Genomic DNA, 21,506 nt, shown 5'->3' with positions numbered 1-21,506 from the left:
CATGTCGAAGTCGTCGGTCAACATTCAAGACACATTTCTCAATCAGGTGCGCAAAGAGCGAATTCCCGTCATCGTGTACCTGGTGAACGGTTTTCAAATTCGCGGTTTGGTCCGCGCATTCGACAACTTCACAATCGTCGTGGAGACGGATGGAAAGCAGCAGCTGATTTACAAGCATGCCATCTCCACGTTCGCGCCGATGCGGCCTGTGTCCCTCACGCAACCTGAGCCGAGCGGAGAAGCCCATCAAGCGACGGAGTAAGGGGCGAAGAGGCGAGGAATGCTGCGCGCAGGCGTCAGGATAAAGGGCCAAATGGCAGTTGACAATCCGATGCGTCCCGTGCTATAGTAATCCTCGCCGCGACAATGCCAGCGTAGCTCAGTAGGTAGAGCAACTGACTTGTAATCAGTGGGTCGCAGGTTCGATTCCTGTCGCTGGCTTCATCGGGTGGAGGGTGGAATCCATTCATCCTCCACGCATTCCACGCAGGGGCGTAGTTCAGCTGGTAGAACGGCGGTCTCCAAAACCGCATGTCGTGGGTTCGAATCCTGCCGCCCCTGCCACATTTCCCTCCATTGACTTGCTCCCATAGCTCAGTTGGTAGAGCGCATCCATGGTAAGGATGAGGTCACCAGTTCAAGCCTGGTTGGGAGCTCCAGAGGGCGTTTAGCTCAGTTGGGAGAGCATCTGCCTTACAAGCAGGGGGTCGGCGGTTCGAGCCCGTCAACGCCCACCATATCACAAGTCCCGAAATCCCTTGTGCCGCAAGGGATTTTTGCTTTGCCTGGGCGGCGTCGTGACGGCTTTCGAACGGCGCAAAAATGAGGGTTGGGATCATCTTGGGATCATACGCTTCAACTCGACTTCGAGCGGGAGCTGAAAGGGTTCAACTTCTCAAGCCGGTCTGCCGTCTCCCGACTGACCGTTTCCGTCTCATGCGTGTACAAGTCAGCGGTAATCGACAGACGCGTATGTCGCAGACGTTCCTGAATGGATTTCAGATCAGCGCCATCTTCTCGCAGAATAGTCGCTGTGGTATGGCGCAAGTCATGGAGACGGATTCGCGGTAATTCGTACTTGTCGAGAAGCCGACGCCAGTGCAGGGAAGGAGTGCTTGGATAGAGCTTCTCGCCAAAGCCGTTGTGAAATAGGTACTCCTTTTTACCGCCCTGCCACTTACCGCATTGCTGTAGGTGCCAACGTTCCCGAATCCACGTTTGCCGATATTTCGATAGCTCGGTCATGTACCAACGTGGCATCGGCACAAACCCGCGGGACTCTTCCGTTTTCAAATCAGCTTCGACTGGTCGGCCTTGTTCGTCTAAGGAGATTTGTTTTTCGACGTTCAGGCCGCCTCGTTCGAAATCAACCTGGTGCCATTCCATGCCGAGCATCTCCCCTCGACGAAAACCGCCCAAAACCACTCCGAGGTAATACAACCGCCAATGCGGAGGCTCGTTCAACAGCTTCTCGATGAGAACCTCCACCTCGGCTTTCGTATAGGACTTCTTTCGCTCGCGTAAGGCCTTACGCTCCGCCTTATCAGGTGCCGGGCGTTTCACCCCTTTGATGGGGTTGTCGGCGATAATACGCCAACGTTCTGCGGCGTCCAGGACTGATTTGAGGGCCTTGTAGATGTTGAGCTGGCTGTTCGCCGCCAACGGCTTGTCTTTCCCGTCCTTTCGTCCTTCAGGCGACCGCAGGCGTGTCAGGAAGGACACGATGTGCATCGTCTTGATCTTGTGTAGTTCCATCGATCCGAAGACAGGGATGACGTGTGTCCGAAGCATATTCAAGTAGTGCCGACGTGTGTATGCACCTAGATGGAGATCGGCGTAGTTAACCTTCCACGTGTCCACAAACTCTGCGAACGTAATACGCTCTGGCTTCGTATAGAGCCCTGTTTCGATCTCCTGGCGAAACCTGAGGTACTCATGTTGCAAGTATTCTTGAAGTCGACGCTTTGACCGCAAAATCGATTCGTCCTCAATGCGAATCGTTTTCCTGTGTAAAACACGTTTGCCGTTCGTATCAAATCCTCCATCGACAGTGAGCCGCCACGACCGTTCGCTACGCTTTTCGATGTTGGCCATCGAATGGGTACCTCCTCATCTAAGATTCAAGATTGAAGTGCGAGGCTGTTTCTCACATCTTTTTCACCCCCTTTTATAGAACATACGTTCGTCTTCAAGGCGCGAAAAAGTCGCATCTCTTCAGCGTGATGTACGCATCCGGGATTTCGAATGTTGCGGCGACTTCCCGGACAGTCGAACATCCGGATGCCCGGATCGCGTCATCCGGCACCAACAGCTCGACTGCAAAAGCATTGGCCTCCCGCTCGATACGGTCGATCGAAAACAAGGTGTTTTTTCGAAGATACGGTGTACTCACCTTCGGATGTAATACCGCATGGCCCAGCTCATGAGCGCAAACGAAGCGGCGCAGCCCGAAGTTGTCCAAGAGGAGTTCGTTCAAGTGAATCATCGGGATCCGGCGAATCATGTTGTAGTACCCCAGGATGTTGCCCAGAGGTTCGTCCAGCACTTGAATCCCGCGTAAATCACAAATCTGAAATGGATTATTCGTCCCGTATTTCGAGATGAGTCGTTTGACGATCGCTTTGATGTTCACAGGAACGCACCTGCCGGGTTAATCTTTCCTGTACTTCTTGGGCGTGAATTTTTGCTTAGCAAGCTGCCGCGCAAGACGAATCGAATTTTCAAGCGACACGCGAAGCAGCTCTTTATCCTGCTCGTCCAACGGCTCGCCGTCAAAGGCAAGTGCGGCGTTGCTGTCCAAGCTCTCCATGATTCGCTCGAGCTCACGGGCGATGTCTAGATCTTCATTGCTTTTAGGTATACGGTTCTTGTCTTGATAGCCTATATTCGCTCTAAACAAACGCTCCATCTCTTCAAGAACTTCTTCTTCTGTATAGCCATCAGCGTACGCATCAGAAGAAAGATGACTAGGAGGGAGACCGTATAGAATATTAACATCTATTTTGTGATAATTAGCTATTTTCTCTAAATCGTAATGACTTGGTGTAGCGGCTCCCGTCTCCCAAGCGACATATGTTTCCTCGTCAACGCCGAGCGCGTCAGCCATTTGTCTCGTCGTTAATTGCTTCATTTTCCTCAGAGCGATGATGCGTTCGTTTATCCTTAATGGCGTATCTGTTCTACCCAAAAGATAATCCGTAGAGACGTCTAAAATCTGAGCAATCTTATCCAACACTTCGGCCGACGGCATGGTCCGCCCGTTCTCTATGTGCCCGACATTGGAACGTCCCATTCCAAGCTTCTTAGCAATGTATTCCTGGGTCAACCCTCTTTTCAAACGAATCTCCCTAATCCGTTTTCCCAGAGACACCCGCCTAAACCCTCCTTCGTGCTCAAAAAAATATGCCAAAGGGTACTCATAATACTTGACGGTACTCTGGATACCCTTTATACTGAAGGCATCCGAGCTAAGGATGGAGGTGAACGACAACGACACCAACACCAACTCAAAAACGACTGGCACTCACCGCTGCTCGCATCGACAAAGGTTTAAGCCGTCGCGAGTTGGCTAACTTAATAGGCGTCACCCCAGAGCATATCCGCAGTCTTGAGTACGGACGAGTAAAACCAAGCGCACCAATCATGGTAAAACTCTGTCGTGTACTCGAATGTACTCCAGAGCAGTTATTTGCAGATTTGATGTAACGGTACTTTGAATGTCGATTTAAGTGTAAGGCATGAGTGGGGTATTGTCAATACCATACCGAAGGGTACTTTCTTTTTGCTGTTGTTGGGTACTCAAAATACCCTTTGTCCTCGAAATGGGAGGAGTTGAGTATGTCCCTTTTTGAAGAAGCCATCCAGCAGACCAAAGAGGAGATCCTCACAGAACTCGAACGACGTTTGTGGGAACGACTCGAACCGCGTATCGAACAAGCTCTATTGGCACGGCACATGTCGATCGCGGAACTTGCCAAATATCTGCACGTCTCTGAGCCGACGGTGCGCCGGCTGATTCGAGAACGAACCATCCCATCCTTCCGTGTGCGTGGCCAGATTTTTGTACGTCAAACGGACGTGGATGAGTGGATTCGCAAACAAGTGGAGGTGATGCCATGAATACCGGAGTCCTTCGCGACGCTCGTCGGCGCAAGGGGCTAAAACAGCGTGAACTTGCGGAGGCCATTGGTGTCCACGTGCGGGTGGTTCAATCTTGGGAGTACGGAACAAAAACACCGTCACTCAAGAACCTCGTGAAACTCGCCGATGTGCTTGAGCTCGATCTTAACGAACTAGCAGGCAGAAACTGACCTCAAATCTGAGGTGAGCGAGAAGGGCATCCCCTTTGGATCCTCTGTACCTTGACAACTTAAACGAGGGGATACGGGTATGGCCGCAAGGGATAAGTTCGCTCGTAGGCTTTATGAACTCAGGAAAAGCCGTCTGTACGAGCGTAACGGGCAAGCGTTTTGCAGCAATCGACAAGTAGCCGATGAGTTTGGAAAGCGTCACGACAATGTCTTGCGAGACATTGCAAACCTCGACTGCAGCGAGGAGTTCCGACTCCTCAACTTTGAGGAGTCATATTACATCAACGAGCAAGGAAAGAAACAGCCTCAAATGCTCATGACCAAAGACGGATTCACCTTTTTGGTTATGGGCTATCGGGGAAAGAAAGCAACGCATTGCGTGAGAACTGCTTGCTTCGGATTGCCAGGGATGTAAACAGTACTTACTCCCTTACAGATCACTCAACCCACAAGTGGGGTGAGTAGCGTACCTTGACAGCTGAAACGAAGGGGTACGGATATGGCTGCTTGCAAGAAAGGCGCCCCGAGAAGGAGGTCCATCCCATGACTCGTGATCTCATGCAATTCACGTTCGACCAGCATGCCGTTCGCGTAGTCATCAAAGACGGCGAGCCGTGGTTCGTCGCAGAGTCGGATACTCAACTCAATCAACCCCCGTTCAACAAGGCGCGTGATTATTTGGGGTTTGTGTATGTGGTTGAGTACGGCTCTTTCATCAAGATTGGAAAAACGCAAAACCCGAACAAACGGATGAAGTCCATCAAATCAGTTGGTCGCAACTACGGTGACACAGCAATCGGCCGAATTCTCGTTTCTCGTCCTCACACCAACTTTGACGAAAACGAACGAATCATCCACGAGGCGCTAAGTCACCGACGGGTGCGAGGAGAGCTTTTCGCCATGACTATGGATGAGTTCATGGCAGGTAAGTTTGGGCTGACATTCCGGGATGACGTGGAAATGCTCCGCAAAAGGACGGAAGCCCGCGCGAATGTACTCAAGGGGCTGCTGTTTCCCGGATTGGTCACGCCAAATGGCAGGTGATTTCACTTGGATCGATACCTCCAACCGTTCTTCTTCAACGACTATGAGGTACGCGTGATTATCCGCGACGGAGAGCCTTGGTTTGTGGCCGCCGATGTGTGTCGCATCCTCGACATCGATACGAGTCTCGCGGTAAATGGCCGAGAGCGTGTTGATCGGGATGGGAACACGTACCGAAGCGGCGGTTTGGATGAGGATGAGAAAGGTACTGACATTGTCAGTACCCCTAAGGGGCCACAGGAAGTGTTGGTTGTTTCTGAACCCGGACTGTACTCACTCATCTTGAAGAGTCGCAAGCCGGAGGCTCGGGCGTTCAAGCGGTGGATCACGCATGAAGTCATTCCCTCCATCCGGCGCACCGGGTCCTACTCGCTACCGAGCACACCGATGACGGTCGAGGACTTAATCATCCTCCAGGCCCAGTCGGTCAAGGAGCTTAAGGCGAAAGTGGCGGAGCTTGAGGAGAAGACGCGGGTCGCCATGGCGCGGATCGACATCTTCGACACCGTGAACATCATTGGTGATCCGAAGCAACGTCTGAACGCGATGATTCGCAAGTACGCCGCGCGAAACGGCCTGACGTACCAGCAGGGCTGGCGTGATTTCCGCACCGCGTTTAACACGGCTTACCGGACGAACATCGTGCTCCTGATGGAGCACTACAAATCGAAGCACGGGCTGAAGTCCATCACGATGCCCGAGTACCTAGAGCAAGTAGGTCGGCTCGATGATGCGCTCCGGGTGGCAGACAAGATGCTGAATCCGCGCGTGAGCGAGAAGGCGGAGGCGGTGCAATAATGGCCATCGCTCTCATCGACGAATCCGACCTTCGCCGTCTCATCCGCGAAGAACTGAGCGCGTTGCTCGGTCAGATGCGGCTCGCGCAGTCTGCTGCGGACCTGCCGCCCGTGCTCACGGCGAAAGAAGCGGCGAAAGTAGCGCGCATTAGCTTGTACAAGCTATACGAGTTCGCGCGTCGCCCAGGATTCCCTGCCATCAAGGATGGTCGGGTACTGCGTATCCCGCGGGATGCGTTCTTGGCTTGGTTGGGGCAGAACTCAGCAGAGAACGACGGGAAACCGTGCGCGTGAGACAGAGATACAAGGATTGGGTGCAGAATGGTCACCCTCTTTCCAACGTCTCAAGAAACCTCTCCAGCGCTTGGCGTTGTTCTGGCGTGAGTCGGCTAATCCGGTCGGACGATGGCTGCTCGTCCGAGAAGAACTCCGACAAGGTGACGCCGAGCGCGAAAGCCAATCTTTGAGGAGGAATGCACAATGTCAAAAGAGCCGCTTCATCTCGAAATTCTCCGCATGTTGGCGGAACGCAATCTGTACATTTCGGAAGCTTTAGGTGTCCTCAAGCAAGCTGAGGAAGAGCTCGTGCATGGAGTTCGCCTCAAGCTTGAGTCTGCGGCCAAAAATACAGCGTTTGAGGTTTCGGGCGTACTTTGAGTGATTTGTTGTCGGCATCAATAACGATTTCAGCAGGACCTGAACATGAACACACGAGCAAATTGTCACTAAGCCTTATCAAAGCCGAATTTTCGCCTTTGACTTGCACTAAAACTTCGTCTTGGTTAGGGCTGATGTAGGCCTTCCAGCTCTCGTTTTTATGGATATCTATTGCCCAATCCGCAAGTTGTATAAGCATCCTGTCACTCCTTGCTTGAGATGGATTCAATCAAGCGATTCAGGGCGTCAAGTTGTTTCGGTGACAGACGTCGCGCATTCTCAATTAACTTTCGCAGTTCTGGCTCTACAGGAGGAGGCATGTTTTCGATCTGACCAGTCATGTATCCAGCAGCTTTCAGCAGGTCTTCAACCGGAATGTTTAGGTGCGGAGCGATCGCCACCAACGTTTCCGGATTGGGTGTTATTAACCCACTCTCAATTCGAGAAATCGTCGCGGAGCTTACGCCCGATAATTCGGCAAGTTTGCGCTGACTCAACGACTGACTTTCTCGCAGACGAGCAAGAAAGAGTCCGAACTCAACCTTGTCCATGGATTGGCCTCCACGCCTATCCTAAACGAATGTTTCATCGATGTATCACCCATCGATGATACATGTACGCAAAATTTTTTCGAAAGAGATGTTGCACGCTTGTATCGTTTGTGGTACTCTAGCGTTGCAACGGTGAAGCAGAAAGGTGGTGAAAACCGAGTGAGCCGCATCAAGGTGAAGGTCGATAAACTCGAGGAAATCCAGCGGCAACGAGGTTGGACCGACACCGAGTTGGCATCGAGATTGAACATTACGAGGACCCAACTTTGGCGTGTGAAACAGCCGGACGGCGACCCCAATCATGTGGATCCGGGTCAGAAGTTCATTTCGAATGTGTTGCGACTTTTCCCGGATAAGCCGTTCGAGTACTTCTTCGAGATTGATGTTGGGGATGAGGAGGTGAAGCGACGTGAGCGCGCCTGAAGCCGAGTTGGAGACCCTGCGAGCCGAAGTGCATCGCCTCCAAGAACGCCTCGCGATGCTGGAGGCAGGTCGAGTGTCCTACCGGGCCTCAGCGGAGCTCCGGTCCTACATCGAGGAGCAGTTGAAGACCGCAGGTATCCTTGCCTCCGAGCACACGAGGACGCGGCACATGCAAGTCAGTGCCGTGACCGAGTGCGTGAAGGTGGCGTTGGGGATTCGACGACTCACGGACCTCGGAGCCTGGAATCTCGATGAGGCCAAGGAAGTCGCAAGCGAGGTCATCAACCTCATCGCGCGCCACAGGAGCGGGTCGAAATCTTGATCTCGATATAGACGTCACGGTCATCCTCAGCCAGTTCTTCCGCGAGGTCGTCCAGGGCCTCACGGATGAAGTCGAGGATGGTCCGGGCGCGAGGTGTCAGGTGGGTGAACGTCGAGGTTTCGAGGCGGTGCATGAGGATTCTCCTTTCGAGGCGAGTTGAGATGGCCCGCGGGCCAGCCGATGCGGGACAAGCCACAGGCGAGGATGCCTGGTGCGGGCGAGGAGAGAGGAGACGAGACGAGGGGAGGTGAGGGGAGATGAAGCGGAAACCCAAGGGGCATTTGATTCTCCGCCTTCTCCGGGAGGCGGCTGGGATGAGCCAAACGGAGATCGCGATGGAGCTTGGAGGTGACCGTTTCTGGGTGAGCCGAGTGGAAAACGGCGGCCACATCGAACCGGAGACGGTCAAGAGGTGGGTGTCCGTGTGCGGAGGGGTGGAGCTGATTGACTGGCTGATTGACCACCTCCGGGCGTTGAAAGACTACGTTCGACTGCTCACGGACACAGACTACTACGCCTTCGCATGACACGGCGAGGCGAAACCATTCGACTTTGTGATGGGAGGTGAACAGGATGAGCATTGAATTGACGGCGGATGCGAAGTTGGCAATCTGGGAGGCGCAGTACGTTTCGCTTCTCTCAGACTTGGCGGCAGCTAAGTCTGAAATGTCAAAATCCGCAGGCCGTGACAGCTGGGAGACGGCGTACATCCGGGGCGCATTTGCTGCTTACCAACGGGTGTACGACGACCTACTCGCGCTGTATCACGACTTCTGCGGCTTTCGTCGTTTGCTGGGCGAACAGCAAACGACAGTGAGCGAATGAGGATCAAAGCGTATGTCCGATGGCTCCAGTGTAGCATGGATGGCCATCGGGCACAAGGGAGGAACGGACCATGGACTATGACCGGTGGCGGCTGATGACGCCCGAGGAGGACAAGCCTTGGGCGTATGAGTGGGCGGACGAGGACGGGGAAGATGAGCAGGAGACGACAGTCACCTGCTGGTCGTGTGGTGAAGAGGTGGATATCGACGAGGCGGTGCCGGACGGGACCTGCTGGCTGTGTGAGACGTGTGCGGAACTGCCACTGATGGACGAGGAAGGAGAGGTGACAGAGGTCCATGGCACTCCCGATGGAGGTTCGCTCGATTGTGCATGACGTCCTGTCGGAGCGGCTGTCGGCGGTCGTCGATAACCGCTTCGACGCCGGAGAGTTCCGCTTGTCGGAGTCCGCGAAGTGCGGTCGTTACCGTGTCGCCAAGGTGCTCGGGATGGTCAAAGAGGAGCACGACGAGGTGGACGCCGGGTACTTCGAGCGCGGGCATCTCATCGAGCGTTGGGTGGTCGAGGGATTCCGTCGCAAGTTCCCGCGGCGGTGCCGCACGCAGCAGACGGTCAAGACGCCGTTTGGAGACACGGGACACATCGACCTTTGGTTCCCGGCGGAGCGGCGCATCATCGAGGTCAAATCGGTATCGGACCGGGAACAAGACCTGCCAAGACCCGAGCACGTGATGCAGGTGCAGGCGTACATGCACTTTTTGCGGAACGCGCGCGGAGAACGGCGCGCGGACTCAAGCGAACTCGTGTATGTCCGGTACGGTCGGCAGCTGTCATACGAAGTGCACATCGTGCCATACGACGAGGCGGTGGGACAGGCCATCGAAGACGAGCTCCGCATGTTGCATGAGTACGCGGAGCGGTACGAGCTCCCACCCATCCCATCCGGGTACGACCCGATGTCGCCGCCATGCATGACGTATTACGGGCGGGCGGAGCGCTGCCCGCTGTGGTCGGTGTGCTGGAAGGGGAGCGATCGGGCGCCGAAGCTCGACGCGCCAGAGGTGGCGGACTGGGTCCGGGACCTCGCCATGCTTGACGCGGAAAAGAAGGCGCTTAAAGCCCAGGAGAAGACACTGGAGGAAGCGATGAAGGACATCCAGGCCAAGCTCGGGGCGTTGCTCGACATCTACGGTGTCAAACAGGTGTCGGCGGACGGCGTGACAGTGACGCGAACCGTGGTAACGCCGAAACCGAAGTTCGACATGGAAGCAGCGCTGGCAGACGGTGCACTGCCAACGGATGTGGTGGAGCGGTATCAGAAGGTACCCAAGCCCTATGAGACGTGGTATGTGAAGCGGCCAAAGGGCCAGAAGGAGGATGCGGAATGAGCAATGTAGTTGCGGTTCGGGAAGACGCGAACGTGGTACACGCTCAGACGGTGGAGTACGTTCCGTCCATCGTCGTGACGTTGGAGCAAGCGGCGGAAAACCTGCGCAAACTGGACCAGATTCGCCGCGAAATCATGCGCCCGGGCATCGACTACGCGCAGATTCCCGGGACGGATAAGCCAACACTCCAGAAGCCCGGAGCGGAACGTCTACTCCAGTTTTTCGGGCTCGGGCACAAGGTCGAGTGCATCAACAAGATTGAGGATTGGGAGAAGGGGTTCTTCTACTACCAGTACCGAGTGTCCATCCTCAAGCAGTACCCGACCCACACCATCGTGGTGGCGGAGTGCGAGGGTTCGGCCAACAGCAAGGAAAAGCGCTACCGTAACCAAGACGTATTCACCATCGTGAACACGCTGCAGAAGATGGCCATCAAGCGGGCGCTTGTAGGCGCGACGCTCCAAGCTACGGCCACGAGTGGGTTCTTCACGCAGGATCTCGAGGACTACGACGACCCACCTCGGAATGAACACCCAACCTACCAGGGTGGTCATCGCCGGAACGGGAACGGGCGTCCGCAACAGGCATCACGACCGCAAGCCTCGGATGACCGCGAAGATCGCCTGAAGCGGATGAAGGAACTGTCGGAGTTGGCCGAGGCTCATGGCCTCACGAAGCACGACCTCCAGGCCATCCGTGAGCAGTATACGAAGGACAAACTCCCGTCGATGGCGGTCATCCAACAAATTGAGGCCGAGGTCAAGCGGCGCATCGAGGAGATGGCAGCGTCGCAAGAGGCCGAGGAGATTGAGGCCGAACACGAGATGGCCGAAGATGGAGACCTGTTTGAGGGGCTGGAGTTTTGATGGAGGGAACACGAATGGAGCAACAGCCATTCTGGGACAAGCAAGAGACGGTCGGGGAGATTATGCGCGGGAAGTACAACACGATTGTGGTCAGCAGGTGCGAGAAGGACGGGCGCAAGTACGTCGACATCCGCAACTGGTACATCCCGCGTGGTGAGTCGGAATGGCGGCCTGGGAAGGGGATCTCGATTCCCTTCCCGGCGGCGAGGGAAGTCGTGAAGTATGTCGAGGAGGCGTTGGACGAATGACTGCTGTACGAACCCCTTCGTCTCTGGCAAACCACCCAAAGATTAAGCGTTTAGCGATGCACCTCGGCGAGAGTGTACCGAGTGTCTTGGGGCGAGTGATGCTCCTAGCTTGGTGGGCTGCGGATTATGCGAAGGGTGATGACATCACTCGATATGACTACGACATCGAAGATGCGGCGAGGTGGATAGGTTCTCCACGTGATTTCACAAGCGCTTTGTTCAAGAGCGCCATTTTGACGACGGATGAAGAAGGACACATCTACCTGTCTGGTTTTAGGTACGACGGAGAGAACGATTGCTTCGTATTTGATCTGAACGACTAAGGTGGCTGCCCTATGAACTACATGCGTGAGTTGAACGCGTTTCGCGATTGGGCGCTCCTAAACCGTCCGTCAACCGGTGAGGTTGCTTTATGGCACTCGCTCATGAGCATAAACAACGCGACCGGTTGGGTTGACTGGTTTACTGTGCCGAATCAAACGCTTCAACTGCTAACTGGGCTTTCGCGGCAGGGCCTCGAACGAGCTAGGAATAGGCTCATCCAACGAGGCTTGATCGAATACCAGAAAGGTCATTCGAATCACGCCGGGAAGTACCGAATGGTAAGCATTAGTGAGTGTCAAAAAGTAGGCACACAAGTAGGCACACCGATAGGCACAGAGATAGGCACACTGGTAGGCACAAACCGGGCACAGCAGTGGGCACAGACCGGGCAAAACGGTAGCACATTACTAGACAGAGACTTAGACAGAGACAGATCTGGTGTGTGTGTGTCTAACGCGCGTGCACGCGCGAGTGAGGTGCAAGAACCGGAACCTAGCGACTTACCAGAGGACTATGCGCTTGAGAATCACTATATGCCCGATGACTTCGACGAATTCGATGACCCATTCGCAGATGACGAGCCTAAGTACAAAGACCCGGCATTGGCTGACCCTGTGACAGCAGAGGTGCTTAAAGAGTTCTATGAGCGATTCCGGCTCATGCCTAACGAGACTCAGAAGTCGCTCATCAAGCGCTGCATCGACAGCGGAATGAGCCCAGAGCTCATTCGCTACGACATGGACGAGACAAAGCTACACAACGGAAAGCCTGGCTATCTCATGACCATCCTAAGGCGGCAATTGCAACAAGGCATCAAGACGGTCGAACAGGAGCAAGAGCAATTCCGACTAGTGGTCGCTAAGGAGACGAGGACGAAGAGCCGTGATCGACCCGTCGTATCGTTGGCTGAGCGACAGAAACGAGTCGCGCAGGCACTGGAGGAATTTGCGGCTGAGGAGGGGCCGTCATGAGCATGACGAGGGCACAGACCGTGCAAATCCTTCGCGAACTGAGTCTCGCGTACCCGATGGTCGAGTTCACGAAGGAGCGCGCCGAGCTATGGCACAAGCACCTCTGCGAGCTTGAATACGAAGACGTCGTGCAGGCTACCGACGAGTACATCCGGTCGGAGACGAAGTACCCCGCCATCGCGGACATCTACCAACGCGCGGTGAAAATTCGCGAGAAGCGTGAGAAAGCCGAGAAGGCGAAACGTGACGCGGCCATCGTGGAGGAGATGCGGCGGCGGGACCGGGAGCGCATCGACGAGACCATTCGAGAACTCCTGGAGAGCGTTCGAGCACACGAGAATCGGAAGGTGGAGAAGGTGAATGGGTCGACCGGTGGCGACAGCGCGAGAAGCGTACAGTGACGACGGGCCGCTCATGCCCATCAGCACGGTGCGACACGAGGAGAATCTCATCTCCTGCGTCCTGTACCACAACGAGGTTCTGGACGACCCGGACGTCTGGGTTAAGCCCGGCATGTTCCAGGACGAGGCCCTGGGGCGCATATGGGGTGCCATCCTGGAACTGCACGAGGCGAATGAACCCATCAGCGCAGCGTCTCTCGGAGGTCCATATCACCGGTTTGTCCAGGCCATCGGTATCGAGCGATGGGCAGACATTTCGACATCCTACGTGCCTGCGTCGGATGCCCAGAAACTCGCGAAGTGGATTCGCGAGGGGTTCAATCGTCGGGTTCTACAGGACGTCGCGAACAGGATTCTTCTCGCCGCGCGGGACCCTGAGAAACGTGATGACGAGCTCATCGAGATGCTGAGCGATTCGCTGCTGTATCTCGAAACCGAGAGCGACGCGGAGCGCGTGAGTGTTGGTGACAAAGCGCTGACGGCGTACTACGAGTGGCTGCTGAAGATTGACGAAGGAGGTGTGGAACACGGCATCTTAACCGGCTGGACCTCGCTCGACATTCTCACGCTCGGGTGGAAGCGCAAAGACCTCATCGTGGTCGGCGGTCGGACAAGCGTTGGGAAGTCGGCGTTCAGCATCGAAGTTGCGCTCAGGGCGGCCAGGCAAGGGTACAAGGTGCTCATCTTCTCGCTGGAGATGAGCGAGGAGCAAGTAAGGATGCGGATGGCCGCGAACCTGGCTAGGGTGCCACTCCATCTCATCGTCACAGGGAAGGTCAAAAAGGACGACCTGGACAGGATGAACAACCTGGGACCGTTCATCGCAAAGATAGGCGTATGTGACAAACGTGGCATGACGGCGGAGGAAATCGCGGCGGAAATGCGCCGGTACAAACGCAAGTACGGGCTGGACCTCGTCATCGTGGACTACATCCAGGAAATCGACGAGAAGCCGCTCAAACAGGACACGGCGGGCGCAGCCCTCGCAAGAGTCACGCGAAAACTACGAAAGGCCGCGCAAGTGTGTGATTGCGCCGTGATGACGTTGAGCCAGCTTCGTAGGGAAGCAGAAGGAAAGGCCCCAACGCTCGCAGATTTGTTCGGGTCAAGCGGCATCGAGACGGGAGCGGACATGATTATCCTGCTCCATCGTGAGCGGGACGAGGAGAACAAGAACGCGCTGCAGGTCCACGTGGCGAAGCACAGGAACGGCCCGACCGGCAAGATTGAGATGCACTACGACCCGGAACGCCAGACCATCCACGAGTTCGAGACGAGGAGGGAGTACGAGTGAGCAAGGTCGTGATGATGTTCGAGGACGACACGAATCACGGGGCGAGTGAATCCTATGCTCAGGTGCAAATCCCGGCCATATGGAGGGCGCTTGTTACGGTGGACAGGATTCTGACGGAGAAAGCACAGGAGGACCATGAGCGAGACAAGACCATCGAGAACCTGAAGGAGAACGTGGCTCACCTTGCCGCTACGGTCGCGGCGTTGCAACGGTCGCTGAACACCATTGCGGCGGAGCTACGCGGAATGGAGGCGAGGCGATGAGCCTGTTCGACGACGATCATCCGACCTGGAGCGTGGTGACGGTAGCCGTCCCGGTTCCGAGATTCGTCATCCACGAGCCGTCATACGCCTCCATCTCGCTCGTCGTATCGTGGTTCGATGTCGTGCTGCTGGCGCTCATCGGTTTCCTGGCCAAGCACGTGTGGTGGATGTGGGCCATCTTCGCGATATTGGCGGGGCTGTGTCTCGAGGTTGCGGTGTACACCGAGGTGACAGATCCCGCAGAGACGGAGGACGACGGCGCATGTGGACCGTGAAGGTCAACGGCAAGGTCATCGGCCAGATTCAGGACGAACGCGCTGTCGACAACGCGGTCAAGAAAATCCTCGAGCGCGCGCAGCAACGCTACCACGGGATGGTGAGCATCGTGTTCGAGGACGAAAAGGGCAGGCTGGTGAGGGTGGTTGGATTTCATGTGTGAGAGGAGGAGTCGGGGTGAAAGCCGTTCATGTGGGTGAGGCATGGCATGGGTGCAAGGTGTACAAGTTGCGCAAGTGCACGGTGATGGTGGAATACCACGTGGACGGCGGCTGGCACATGTCCATCAGCCATCCGGAGCGGTATCCGACGTGGGATGAGATTCGCGAAGCGCGGTATCAACTCATCCCGAATGATGTGACGATGGCGATGCTGTTGCCGCCGAAGGAAGAATACGTGAACGTGCATCCGAACTGCTTCCACCTGCACGAGGTGGTCGACAACGGGAGTGACATACCGATGATGCTGGAGGCGAAAGCATGAGCAACATTCTACCCGGTACGCGCGTCAAGTGGACGAGCCAGGTGGAGGTGGACGAGGGATGAGAACGCGAGCCGCCATCATCAGCGAGGGCTCAGCACGACACGAATATGACGCGTATCAAACGCCCCGATGGGTCATTGAAGCTCTGTTGGACAAGATCGGACCGCTGGTGCACGGCAAGACGGTACTCGAACCGTGCGCCGGAGAAGGCGAGATCGTTCGAGCGCTTCAAGACCGCGGTGCGGTGGTGACAGCCTACGATATTCAATCCGGGACTGACTTCCTGACGATGGACTGTGCCGGTATGCACTGGGACTGGTGCATCACCAACCCGCCGTACCGATACGCGCAGGAGTTCATCGAGAAAGCACTGAGCGTGGCCGACGAAGTTGTGATGTTGCTTCGTCTAGGTTTCCTCGCAGGACAAAAGCGAAAGGACTGGTGGCGAGCCAATCGGCCAAAAGTTGTGTACGTGTTATCCAAACGCCCAAGCTTTACGGGTCGAGGCACTGACAGCGCGGATTATGCGTGGGTGTTATGGAGGCCAAGACGGCACGACACGTCTTGCACGCTTCTGGAATGGATGTGAGGTGACTAGAAACATGAACAGACAACTAGCTCCTGGCACAAGAGTTCGAGGGATGAGAACGCGAGCCGCCATCATCAGCGAGTTGAACGAACTCTACCGCGAGAAGAACCGCCTCTACGGCGACAGTTTCCGTGAGACGTTGCGGGAGTTCGGAGTAGTCGCGGCCATCGTGCGGATGATGGACAAAATCAACCGGGCGAAGACGCTGGTCAAGCACGTTGATGCGTCGGGCGAGCACGAGGTCATCCACGTGGTGACGGACGTGCAATGTGCTGGCGAGAGTTTTCGTGACACGCTCCTGGACCTCGCAAACTACGCCATCATGACGGTCGAGTGGATGGACGCGCATGAGACAGACGAAGGAAGAGTCTTGGAGAAGGACCCGCAATCCTGGGCGAACGCTCAGAAGGAACTCGAGGATGCGTTGATGAGTCGTTTGCGGAACAAGATTCAGCCATGAATCAAGACGGAGGCGAGCGGAGTGAAGATGGACGTCGAGGTTGGAGACGAGTTGTATGTGATGCTCTCTGGACCTGGTTGCATTTCGCCAGACGGACACGAAGGTCGCATAGGGTCGATGCGATGCGAGTGGGTGACGGTGTACTACGTGGGCGAGCACTTCGTCACGGTGGAGGTGATGCGAGGGTACACGAGGTGGGGCGAGGCGAGAAAGTACAGGGTGGCGTACACGTGGGATGACCTGCAAAAGCGGTTGTTGTTGGCGAAAGGCATTCTGACATCGAACACAAAGGAGAGTGCGTAACGATGGAGTTGAAGGCTTGGTATCCGTTGATTTCGTATCGGTCGATGAGTTCCTACGAGAAATCTCCGTGTTGCTGCTGTGACAACTCTGCGGTCTTTATCATCAGCGCGCGAATCGACGGGGTAGCCCAGGAATACCACTTGTGTCACGATCATCTCGAAACTTGGGTGGCTCTGATAGAAGCCGGATGGCGCGACATCGTGTTGCAGACCGTGCGCACGGATAGAGGCTAAAAACCGAAGGAGGCGATTGACATGGCGATGCGACTGACGGCTGGATGGAACGACGACGACCGCATCAAGGGTATCGAGGCGGCCAAGAAGGAACTTGACGCGGCACTCGCAGAGTGGCGGCTCCGCGAGCGGCAGTACCTTGACGTTGAGCCTGGAGACTGGCGGGTTCACGACGCGCGATTGCTCAGGCTCCAGGCCGCGGAACTTCGGGTCAAGGCTGCAAGGTTAGAGTACGCCGCGGCGGTGGATGGGGTCAAGGAACGGTCGTGTTGGGGGGAACGAGGATGTTTTACTGGACGGACACGCTGAGGCTAATAGAATGGGGGGAACGTGGTTTGTCCACGGATGACATGTCCGGTGTGCGGGTGCGAATACAATCATCATTCGCGAGTCGAGGTGTTTGACCGAGAGCGAGAGGATGGACAGACGGTCATCAAGACGCCAGGCTCGAACGTCGTCCGCCTCTCGAAATTCAACCCGTCACCGAGGAGACACGCGATTCGGATACGCATGGAATGCGAGGACGGTCACTACTGGTTTCTGAACATCATCCAGCACAAGGGATACACGATTTTGGTGCCGGACTTCGATGTCATGCAGGACTGAAGGGGGCGGGAAGATGAGCGACGTACTGAACGACATTCAAGACGTGCGCCAAAGGGCGGCGGCCATCCTCAGCGGTCGGAAGTTGCAGATGCTTGAGGAGGCGGGTATGACGGTGGTGGACAAGCGGCGACTTGAGGCGTTGGAGCGGCTATACGATGCTGCGCGTCGCTGTGTGATGTTTGGCCGAGTGTACGGCGGAAGAGAATCGTTCATCAACGGCTTCGATTATACGATGTGGCGCGTGGCACACAAGGATTTGTGCGATGCAGTAGATGAACTGGAGGCGATGAAGTAATGCCGAGATACGAGGTTCTATTCTCTTGGAGCGGTTCGCGCTTGTACACCGTAGAGGCGACCGATGAATCCGAGGCGGAATCCATCGCGCTTGAAATGGCCCAGGATGAACTTTGGTCCGATGATTGGGATGAGATTAAAGCTGAGGTAGAGTTGGTTCATAAGCAAATGGAAGATGCGCGGCGGTTGGAGGCGTTGCAGCGAAGGAACTGAACAATAGAGAGGAGCGAGCGTGTGAGAATCCTCGGCATCGACCACGGGACGCGATACGCGGGATGGGCGGTACTGGACGTCAAAGGGGACAAGCACGAGTGGCTTGGGTACGGGCTCATCACGCTGACGGGGGAGGACACGCTGGACGCTACGATGGGGGCGCTACATACATCAGTGGCAAACCTCATCCAAAACTACGAACCCACCATCGTGGCGCTGGAAGAGCCCATGGCCATGCGGAGCGGGAAGGTGGCAAGGAAACTCATTCAGATGTATACGGCGGCTAGGCTTGCGGCGGCTCTGAAACACATTCCCATCCTCGACATCACACCGCAGACGCTGAAACTCTACACCGCAGGCCATGGGGCAGCGGAGAAGGACGACGTGGCCAGGGCGCTGGTTGAGCACTACGGGCTGGACTACGACGAGATTGCCGTGCCGGAGTACTACAAGTCAGGCAAGCGCAAAGGGGAACTCAAGGGACGGTTGTACGACGTGAGCGATGCGTGCGGGCTGTGCGTGGCGGCGGTGCGGATACTCCGCGACACCATCAAAGGCGGTGGGCAGGATGCCGGACTGGATGCTGTCAATAGCGCGGGGACGAAACGGAGTGCCGATACGAAACATTCGTCTCGAAGACGAGCGCAAGCCTGAAGCCTCGCCGGTTGTGACGTATCGTATGTCGCGCGAGGAGATGGAGGCGTACCTGCGCGAGAAGTACGGGGACAAGCTCGACGGAGCGAAGAATGGTACAAAGCCACGAGGTCGGTCGAAAAAGGAGGATCGTGCGGCCATGGATGTGACGATGGAGGACATCCGGACGCCTGTGTTGACGCTGGAGGAATATCTGGAGCGGCGCGTGGCGGGCATGCGCAGGCCGGAGATATGCAAGGAGTTCGGCATTGACCGCGACGAGCTTATTCGAATCCTGCGCGAGTGGGGCCTGCGCGACATGGTGCGCGAGGGCCGCGTACTCATGAAGATATCGAGTTACATGGCTGGCGGGATGGCCTTCGACGAAGCCGTGGACGAGGCTATGCGTGTCGAGTTCGGCAAGGACTACGCGAAGGCCGAGACCGTGCGCGACGAATCTACGGAACCTACCGAAGAGGAGCAAGCGAGGGAACATCCCGAGGATATCCACAACGCTGAGGACAAGCCTGTGGAAACTGTGGAGGCGACGGAGGCCGATGACATAGCGACGGAGACGGCTGAGGCGCTATTGGGTGCGAAGGTTGTGGAGGACGACACGACGGTGGCCGAGGCGAATCCGCCTACAAATGCGGACGATGACACACATGCCGTAGCACGTTTGATTGCACCTCGAAAGGTGACAGTGACGATGACGCTCGACGAGTACATCATGCGCGCGGCATTCGAGGCGATTGTCGATGACGTGCACGAGACCGCGGTCAGTAAGGGCTGGCACGAGACGAAGGTGCCGATGCCCATCCATCTGGCGCTCATCCACAGCGAGGTCAGCGAGGCGCTGGAGGCGGACCGCAAGGGTTACGGCGAGGCTAAGGTGGCCGAGGAACTGGCGGACGTGGTCATCCGCGTGATGGATACGGCAGCGGCACACGGGCTGGACTTAGCAGGTGCGTTGTTCCGCAAGATGGCCATCAACAAAGAGAGAGCGTATCGGCACGGCGGGAGGAAGTACTGATGGGCGATGAAGACGACTTCGCGATCTACGACTGGCGACCGCTCAAGGTGCGCAAGGGATTGCCGACGGTGATTGAGATGACGCTGGTGGTCGGGGACGAGGTTCGGGTGCTGGAGTACGTGCTTCGGCACCCGGACCAGTGGCAGCCGAAGCGGAAGAAGGCGACAACGAACAACGCATAAAGTCCGGGGAGGGACGGGTGGTGTTGGCGTTGGCGGAAGCGGTGACGATGGAGCAGAAACTGCGCCGGTGGAACTATCTTGAGCGGCGGCGTCAGCATCTCGAACGGCGCAAGGCGATGTATGAGGAGCGTATCGAGCGTCTGAGGGACGAACTCACGAGAGAGGGCATCCTGAGCGCCATCACGCAAAAGTACGAGCACATGCTGCTCGGGTTGCCGTCGGCCAAAGACAAAATCTACGATAGGCAAGCGGAGCATTTGGTTGCGTCACTCGACGCACTCGAGGAGTACATCGCGAAGTACGACAGCATCGAGCGCGAATTGCGTTCCGTCACGCGCGAAATCGAGGAGATTGAAGACGCTGTGGCGTGCCTGGAGCCGCGGTATCAGCAACTGCTCACGATGTTCCATCGTGACAAGATTCCGTGGCGCGACATCTGCGAGACCATGTACATATCCAAGACGCGCCTGTATGAGATGCTGGAGACAGCGTATCAGATGATGGCGATTTGAGGCGGAATGAAACCGGAATGGAAGCGGAACAACACAGGAATGGATGGCATGTATCTTTTTGCTGGTTGGTCTATCATGATATTGCGCGGACTTGCACCGAACGCCGTAGGCCGCAGGCGCGCCGCACCCTTCAAGTCCCCATTACGATACATCGCCAGTGGCGATACGCCACTCTCGCCGCTGGCGTTGGGCGTCCGAAATCCATCATAGCACGGATGATGGGGTCGGGCTCGGGCGTCCAACGCTGGCGACGATGCCAGCACATCGTGCCATCGTCATGAACATCGCCTCCTCTTTGCAGTGACCCGGTAGCACATCGCTGCCGGGTATTTTGTTTGCGCCTGGGAGTGTGGATCGCTTTGAAGATGCACGGACGCGACTTGGTCTCCGTGGACCGCGTGGGACTCCGTGATTTGAAGTGCATGCGGTGCGACAAGCACGCCGAAATATGTGACCTAAATGACCACGAATTCGCGCTTTGCGAGGGGTGCTGGCTCGCGTGGGACATCCGCGAAAGCGGGCTGGCGACGCAGATTGACCCGCAGAAAGCGCGGTTGGATTGGGAAACGGAGCGAAGCGAAGGTGGACGAACAAACAAGAGACGACTCAAGAGGCTCGCCAAACTCCTCGGAGAAGCCGAAGCGACTCAGGATGCTCGAACCATGTCGCATGGGCTATGACTGTGTGTGGGCGAAGAGGGCAGCAGAGAATAAGGTTACCTGTCTAATGGTACGCTGTTGGTTTCTGGCGATTCCTACGGTTCGACACAGCGAACGAATGGGCGGATCTCGCGGTCAAAACGGTCGAATTCGTCCGATGAAACTGTGATGTACACCGGATTGGCTAAGCGCCCGTAACGGGAACGAACTTCGTATAGCCAATCGTGTGCAACTAACCCGGTGGGTACTACATGATAATACGCTGATGGGGTTGGGTGTTTTAAAATCACAATTTCATCAAGCGGATACTCGACGTCATTTCCGAGACAGAACTTGCCGTCTTGGATTTTTACAGCATCAAGTGAATAGTACATGAAACACCTCCTTT

General features: G+C 56.1%; 42 protein-coding genes and 4 tRNA genes. 40 read left to right on the top strand and 6 right to left on the bottom strand.

Features of this window, described 5'->3' with window-relative positions; genetic code table 11:
• Position 1 precedes the first annotated feature (1 nt).
• The 5 genes from hfq (at position 2) to BW934_RS08245 (ending at position 737) form a co-directional block, all read left to right on the top strand.
• Entirely contained in the window at positions 2-262 is a 261-nt protein-coding gene (hfq, locus tag BW934_RS08265; protein ID WP_076346997.1) for an RNA chaperone Hfq, read from the top strand.
• A 106-nt stretch (positions 263-368) separates the two neighbouring features.
• Positions 369-441 (top strand) — tRNA-Thr (locus BW934_RS08260).
• 47 nt (positions 442-488) lie between these two features.
• Positions 489-564: transfer RNA gene (locus BW934_RS08255), tRNA-Trp, on the top strand.
• Positions 565-583: 19 nt separating this feature from the next.
• A tRNA-Thr gene (locus BW934_RS08250) sits at positions 584-659 on the top strand.
• Between the two features lie 2 nt (positions 660-661).
• Positions 662-737 (top strand) — tRNA-Val (locus BW934_RS08245).
• Positions 738-855: 118 nt separating this feature from the next.
• Here BW934_RS08245 and BW934_RS08240 read toward each other — a convergent pair.
• From BW934_RS08240 to BW934_RS14990, 3 genes are all read right to left on the bottom strand, one after another.
• Positions 856-2,094 carry a tyrosine-type recombinase/integrase gene (locus BW934_RS08240; protein ID WP_076346995.1) on the bottom strand — a complete coding sequence of 413 codons (1,239 nt, stop codon included), beginning with the start codon at positions 2,092-2,094 and terminating at the stop codon, positions 856-858.
• A 94-nt stretch (positions 2,095-2,188) separates the two neighbouring features.
• Positions 2,189-2,632, bottom strand: a complete 444-nt coding sequence (locus BW934_RS08235) for an ImmA/IrrE family metallo-endopeptidase (protein WP_076346993.1) — start codon at positions 2,630-2,632, stop codon at positions 2,189-2,191.
• 18 nt (positions 2,633-2,650) lie between these two features.
• On the bottom strand, positions 2,651-3,370 hold the full coding sequence (locus tag BW934_RS14990) for a helix-turn-helix domain-containing protein (protein WP_159437311.1): 720 nt from the start codon (positions 3,368-3,370) through the stop codon (positions 2,651-2,653).
• Between the two features lie 146 nt (positions 3,371-3,516).
• Here BW934_RS14990 and BW934_RS08225 point away from each other — a divergent pair, with 146 nt between their 5' ends.
• The 8 genes from BW934_RS08225 to BW934_RS14985 all read left to right on the top strand — a co-directional run bounded on the left by BW934_RS08225 (position 3,517) and on the right by BW934_RS14985 (position 6,808).
• Positions 3,517-3,705: a helix-turn-helix transcriptional regulator gene (locus BW934_RS08225; RefSeq protein WP_076346989.1), complete on the top strand. Its 189-nt coding sequence runs from the start codon at positions 3,517-3,519 to the stop codon at positions 3,703-3,705.
• Between the two features lie 132 nt (positions 3,706-3,837).
• Complete coding sequence (locus BW934_RS08220; protein ID WP_076346987.1) at positions 3,838-4,119, top strand: helix-turn-helix domain-containing protein; 282 nt, start codon at positions 3,838-3,840, stop codon at positions 4,117-4,119.
• A complete protein-coding gene (locus BW934_RS08215; RefSeq protein WP_076346985.1) occupies positions 4,116-4,310 on the top strand; it encodes a helix-turn-helix domain-containing protein in 195 nt (64 codons plus the stop codon). The genes BW934_RS08220 and BW934_RS08215 overlap by 4 nt, the downstream gene beginning before the upstream one ends.
• A 79-nt stretch (positions 4,311-4,389) precedes the next feature.
• On the top strand, positions 4,390-4,725 hold the full coding sequence (locus BW934_RS08210; protein WP_076346983.1) for a Rha family transcriptional regulator: 336 nt from the start codon (positions 4,390-4,392) through the stop codon (positions 4,723-4,725).
• A 128-nt stretch (positions 4,726-4,853) separates the two neighbouring features.
• Positions 4,854-5,354, top strand: coding sequence for a GIY-YIG nuclease family protein (locus BW934_RS08205; protein ID WP_076346981.1), 501 nt, complete (start codon positions 4,854-4,856; stop codon positions 5,352-5,354).
• A gap of 6 nt (positions 5,355-5,360) precedes the next feature.
• Positions 5,361-6,152 carry a BRO-N domain-containing protein gene (locus BW934_RS08200; protein ID WP_076346979.1) on the top strand — a complete coding sequence of 264 codons (792 nt, stop codon included), beginning with the start codon at positions 5,361-5,363 and terminating at the stop codon, positions 6,150-6,152.
• On the top strand, positions 6,152-6,445 hold the full coding sequence (locus tag BW934_RS08195; RefSeq protein WP_084182541.1) for a helix-turn-helix domain-containing protein: 294 nt from the start codon (positions 6,152-6,154) through the stop codon (positions 6,443-6,445). Before BW934_RS08200 ends, BW934_RS08195 begins: the two co-directional genes overlap by 1 nt.
• Positions 6,446-6,631: 186 nt before the next feature.
• Positions 6,632-6,808 carry a hypothetical protein gene (locus BW934_RS14985; protein ID WP_159437310.1) on the top strand — a complete coding sequence of 59 codons (177 nt, stop codon included), beginning with the start codon at positions 6,632-6,634 and terminating at the stop codon, positions 6,806-6,808.
• A 203-nt stretch (positions 6,809-7,011) separates the two neighbouring features.
• Here the strand turns inward: BW934_RS14985 and BW934_RS08190 are convergent, their stop codons facing one another.
• Positions 7,012-7,359 carry a helix-turn-helix domain-containing protein gene (locus BW934_RS08190; RefSeq protein ID WP_076346977.1) on the bottom strand — a complete coding sequence of 116 codons (348 nt, stop codon included), beginning with the start codon at positions 7,357-7,359 and terminating at the stop codon, positions 7,012-7,014.
• A gap of 159 nt (positions 7,360-7,518) precedes the next feature.
• Between BW934_RS08190 and BW934_RS08185 the strand changes: the two genes are divergently transcribed.
• Both BW934_RS08185 and BW934_RS08180 read left to right on the top strand, forming a co-directional pair.
• Entirely contained in the window at positions 7,519-7,782 is a 264-nt protein-coding gene (locus BW934_RS08185) for a hypothetical protein (RefSeq protein ID WP_076346975.1), read from the top strand.
• A complete protein-coding gene (locus tag BW934_RS08180; RefSeq protein WP_076346973.1) occupies positions 7,769-8,104 on the top strand; it encodes a hypothetical protein in 336 nt (111 codons plus the stop codon). Before BW934_RS08185 ends, BW934_RS08180 begins: the two co-directional genes overlap by 14 nt.
• On the opposite strand, the gene BW934_RS14980 is transcribed toward BW934_RS08180, so the two are convergent.
• Positions 8,070-8,237 (bottom strand): hypothetical protein, encoded by a 168-nt coding sequence (locus BW934_RS14980; RefSeq protein WP_159437309.1) that lies wholly within the window; start codon positions 8,235-8,237, stop codon positions 8,070-8,072. The genes BW934_RS08180 and BW934_RS14980 overlap by 35 nt on opposite strands.
• Before the next feature lie 124 nt (positions 8,238-8,361).
• Here BW934_RS14980 and BW934_RS08175 point away from each other — a divergent pair, with 124 nt between their 5' ends.
• From BW934_RS08175 to BW934_RS08060, 25 genes are all read left to right on the top strand, one after another.
• Complete coding sequence (locus tag BW934_RS08175; RefSeq protein ID WP_076346971.1) at positions 8,362-8,631, top strand: helix-turn-helix domain-containing protein; 270 nt, start codon at positions 8,362-8,364, stop codon at positions 8,629-8,631.
• A 46-nt stretch (positions 8,632-8,677) separates the two neighbouring features.
• Positions 8,678-8,929, top strand: a complete 252-nt coding sequence (locus BW934_RS08170) for a hypothetical protein (RefSeq protein WP_076346969.1) — start codon at positions 8,678-8,680, stop codon at positions 8,927-8,929.
• A 70-nt stretch (positions 8,930-8,999) separates the two neighbouring features.
• On the top strand, positions 9,000-9,263 hold the full coding sequence (locus BW934_RS08165; protein ID WP_076346967.1) for a hypothetical protein: 264 nt from the start codon (positions 9,000-9,002) through the stop codon (positions 9,261-9,263).
• A complete protein-coding gene (locus tag BW934_RS08160) occupies positions 9,226-10,275 on the top strand; it encodes a PD-(D/E)XK nuclease family protein (protein ID WP_159437307.1) in 1,050 nt (349 codons plus the stop codon). Before BW934_RS08165 ends, BW934_RS08160 begins: the two co-directional genes overlap by 38 nt.
• Positions 10,272-11,141, top strand: coding sequence for a hypothetical protein (locus BW934_RS08155; protein WP_076346963.1), 870 nt, complete (start codon positions 10,272-10,274; stop codon positions 11,139-11,141). The genes BW934_RS08160 and BW934_RS08155 overlap by 4 nt, the downstream gene beginning before the upstream one ends.
• Before the next feature lie 14 nt (positions 11,142-11,155).
• Positions 11,156-11,389, top strand: a complete 234-nt coding sequence (locus BW934_RS08150) for a PC4/YdbC family ssDNA-binding protein (protein ID WP_076346961.1) — start codon at positions 11,156-11,158, stop codon at positions 11,387-11,389.
• Positions 11,386-11,712, top strand: coding sequence for a hypothetical protein (locus tag BW934_RS08145; RefSeq protein ID WP_076346959.1), 327 nt, complete (start codon positions 11,386-11,388; stop codon positions 11,710-11,712). Before BW934_RS08150 ends, BW934_RS08145 begins: the two co-directional genes overlap by 4 nt.
• A gap of 12 nt (positions 11,713-11,724) precedes the next feature.
• On the top strand, positions 11,725-12,684 hold the full coding sequence (locus BW934_RS08140) for a DnaD domain protein (protein ID WP_076346957.1): 960 nt from the start codon (positions 11,725-11,727) through the stop codon (positions 12,682-12,684).
• Positions 12,681-13,085 (top strand): replicative helicase loader/inhibitor, encoded by a 405-nt coding sequence (locus BW934_RS08135; protein WP_076346955.1) that lies wholly within the window; start codon positions 12,681-12,683, stop codon positions 13,083-13,085. The genes BW934_RS08140 and BW934_RS08135 overlap by 4 nt, the downstream gene beginning before the upstream one ends.
• Positions 13,045-14,379 (top strand): replicative DNA helicase, encoded by a 1,335-nt coding sequence (locus BW934_RS08130; protein WP_084182539.1) that lies wholly within the window; start codon positions 13,045-13,047, stop codon positions 14,377-14,379. Before BW934_RS08135 ends, BW934_RS08130 begins: the two co-directional genes overlap by 41 nt.
• Positions 14,376-14,642 (top strand): hypothetical protein, encoded by a 267-nt coding sequence (locus BW934_RS08125; RefSeq protein ID WP_076346951.1) that lies wholly within the window; start codon positions 14,376-14,378, stop codon positions 14,640-14,642. The genes BW934_RS08130 and BW934_RS08125 overlap by 4 nt, the downstream gene beginning before the upstream one ends.
• Positions 14,639-14,917 carry a hypothetical protein gene (locus BW934_RS08120; RefSeq protein ID WP_076346949.1) on the top strand — a complete coding sequence of 93 codons (279 nt, stop codon included), beginning with the start codon at positions 14,639-14,641 and terminating at the stop codon, positions 14,915-14,917. The genes BW934_RS08125 and BW934_RS08120 overlap by 4 nt, the downstream gene beginning before the upstream one ends.
• Positions 14,905-15,081 (top strand): D-aminoacyl-tRNA deacylase, encoded by a 177-nt coding sequence (locus tag BW934_RS14825; protein ID WP_143232600.1) that lies wholly within the window; start codon positions 14,905-14,907, stop codon positions 15,079-15,081. The genes BW934_RS08120 and BW934_RS14825 overlap by 13 nt, the downstream gene beginning before the upstream one ends.
• A 14-nt stretch (positions 15,082-15,095) precedes the next feature.
• Positions 15,096-15,401 carry a DUF7694 domain-containing protein gene (locus BW934_RS08115; RefSeq protein WP_076346947.1) on the top strand — a complete coding sequence of 102 codons (306 nt, stop codon included), beginning with the start codon at positions 15,096-15,098 and terminating at the stop codon, positions 15,399-15,401.
• Positions 15,402-15,459: 58 nt separating this feature from the next.
• On the top strand, positions 15,460-15,990 hold the full coding sequence (locus BW934_RS08110) for a hypothetical protein (protein ID WP_076346945.1): 531 nt from the start codon (positions 15,460-15,462) through the stop codon (positions 15,988-15,990).
• Between the two features lie 52 nt (positions 15,991-16,042).
• Positions 16,043-16,450, top strand: a complete 408-nt coding sequence (locus BW934_RS08105) for a hypothetical protein (protein WP_076346943.1) — start codon at positions 16,043-16,045, stop codon at positions 16,448-16,450.
• Positions 16,451-16,471: 21 nt separating this feature from the next.
• Entirely contained in the window at positions 16,472-16,753 is a 282-nt protein-coding gene (locus tag BW934_RS08100; RefSeq protein WP_076346941.1) for a hypothetical protein, read from the top strand.
• Positions 16,754-17,007: 254 nt separating this feature from the next.
• Entirely contained in the window at positions 17,008-17,295 is a 288-nt protein-coding gene (locus tag BW934_RS08090) for a hypothetical protein (protein WP_076346937.1), read from the top strand.
• 36 nt (positions 17,296-17,331) lie between these two features.
• On the top strand, positions 17,332-17,592 hold the full coding sequence (locus BW934_RS14820) for a hypothetical protein (RefSeq protein WP_143232598.1): 261 nt from the start codon (positions 17,332-17,334) through the stop codon (positions 17,590-17,592).
• A 13-nt stretch (positions 17,593-17,605) separates the two neighbouring features.
• Positions 17,606-17,887 (top strand): hypothetical protein, encoded by a 282-nt coding sequence (locus tag BW934_RS08085; RefSeq protein WP_076346935.1) that lies wholly within the window; start codon positions 17,606-17,608, stop codon positions 17,885-17,887.
• A 41-nt stretch (positions 17,888-17,928) separates the two neighbouring features.
• Entirely contained in the window at positions 17,929-18,099 is a 171-nt protein-coding gene (locus BW934_RS08080) for a hypothetical protein (protein ID WP_234969686.1), read from the top strand.
• Between the two features lie 21 nt (positions 18,100-18,120).
• Complete coding sequence (locus BW934_RS08075; RefSeq protein WP_076346931.1) at positions 18,121-18,753, top strand: crossover junction endodeoxyribonuclease RuvC; 633 nt, start codon at positions 18,121-18,123, stop codon at positions 18,751-18,753.
• Positions 18,710-19,765, top strand: a complete 1,056-nt coding sequence (locus tag BW934_RS15225; protein ID WP_234969685.1) for a nucleoside triphosphate pyrophosphohydrolase family protein — start codon at positions 18,710-18,712, stop codon at positions 19,763-19,765. The genes BW934_RS08075 and BW934_RS15225 overlap by 44 nt, the downstream gene beginning before the upstream one ends.
• The gene (locus BW934_RS08065; protein ID WP_076346929.1) at positions 19,765-19,947 is read left to right on the top strand and encodes a hypothetical protein; all 183 of its coding nucleotides are present in this window, start codon (positions 19,765-19,767) and stop codon (positions 19,945-19,947) included. The genes BW934_RS15225 and BW934_RS08065 overlap by 1 nt, the downstream gene beginning before the upstream one ends.
• Positions 19,948-19,967: 20 nt before the next feature.
• Positions 19,968-20,459, top strand: coding sequence for a DUF1492 domain-containing protein (locus BW934_RS08060; RefSeq protein WP_143232596.1), 492 nt, complete (start codon positions 19,968-19,970; stop codon positions 20,457-20,459).
• Between the two features lie 754 nt (positions 20,460-21,213).
• Here the strand turns inward: BW934_RS08060 and BW934_RS14815 are convergent.
• A complete protein-coding gene (locus tag BW934_RS14815) occupies positions 21,214-21,492 on the bottom strand; it encodes a hypothetical protein (protein ID WP_143232594.1) in 279 nt (92 codons plus the stop codon).
• Positions 21,493-21,506 lie beyond the last annotated feature (14 nt).

The sequence above is a fragment of the Alicyclobacillus vulcanalis genome, assembly GCF_900156755.1.
Lineage (GTDB): Bacteria > Bacillota > Bacilli > Alicyclobacillales > Alicyclobacillaceae > Alicyclobacillus > Alicyclobacillus vulcanalis.
This window is presented reverse-complemented; position numbering and strand designations above follow the sequence as displayed.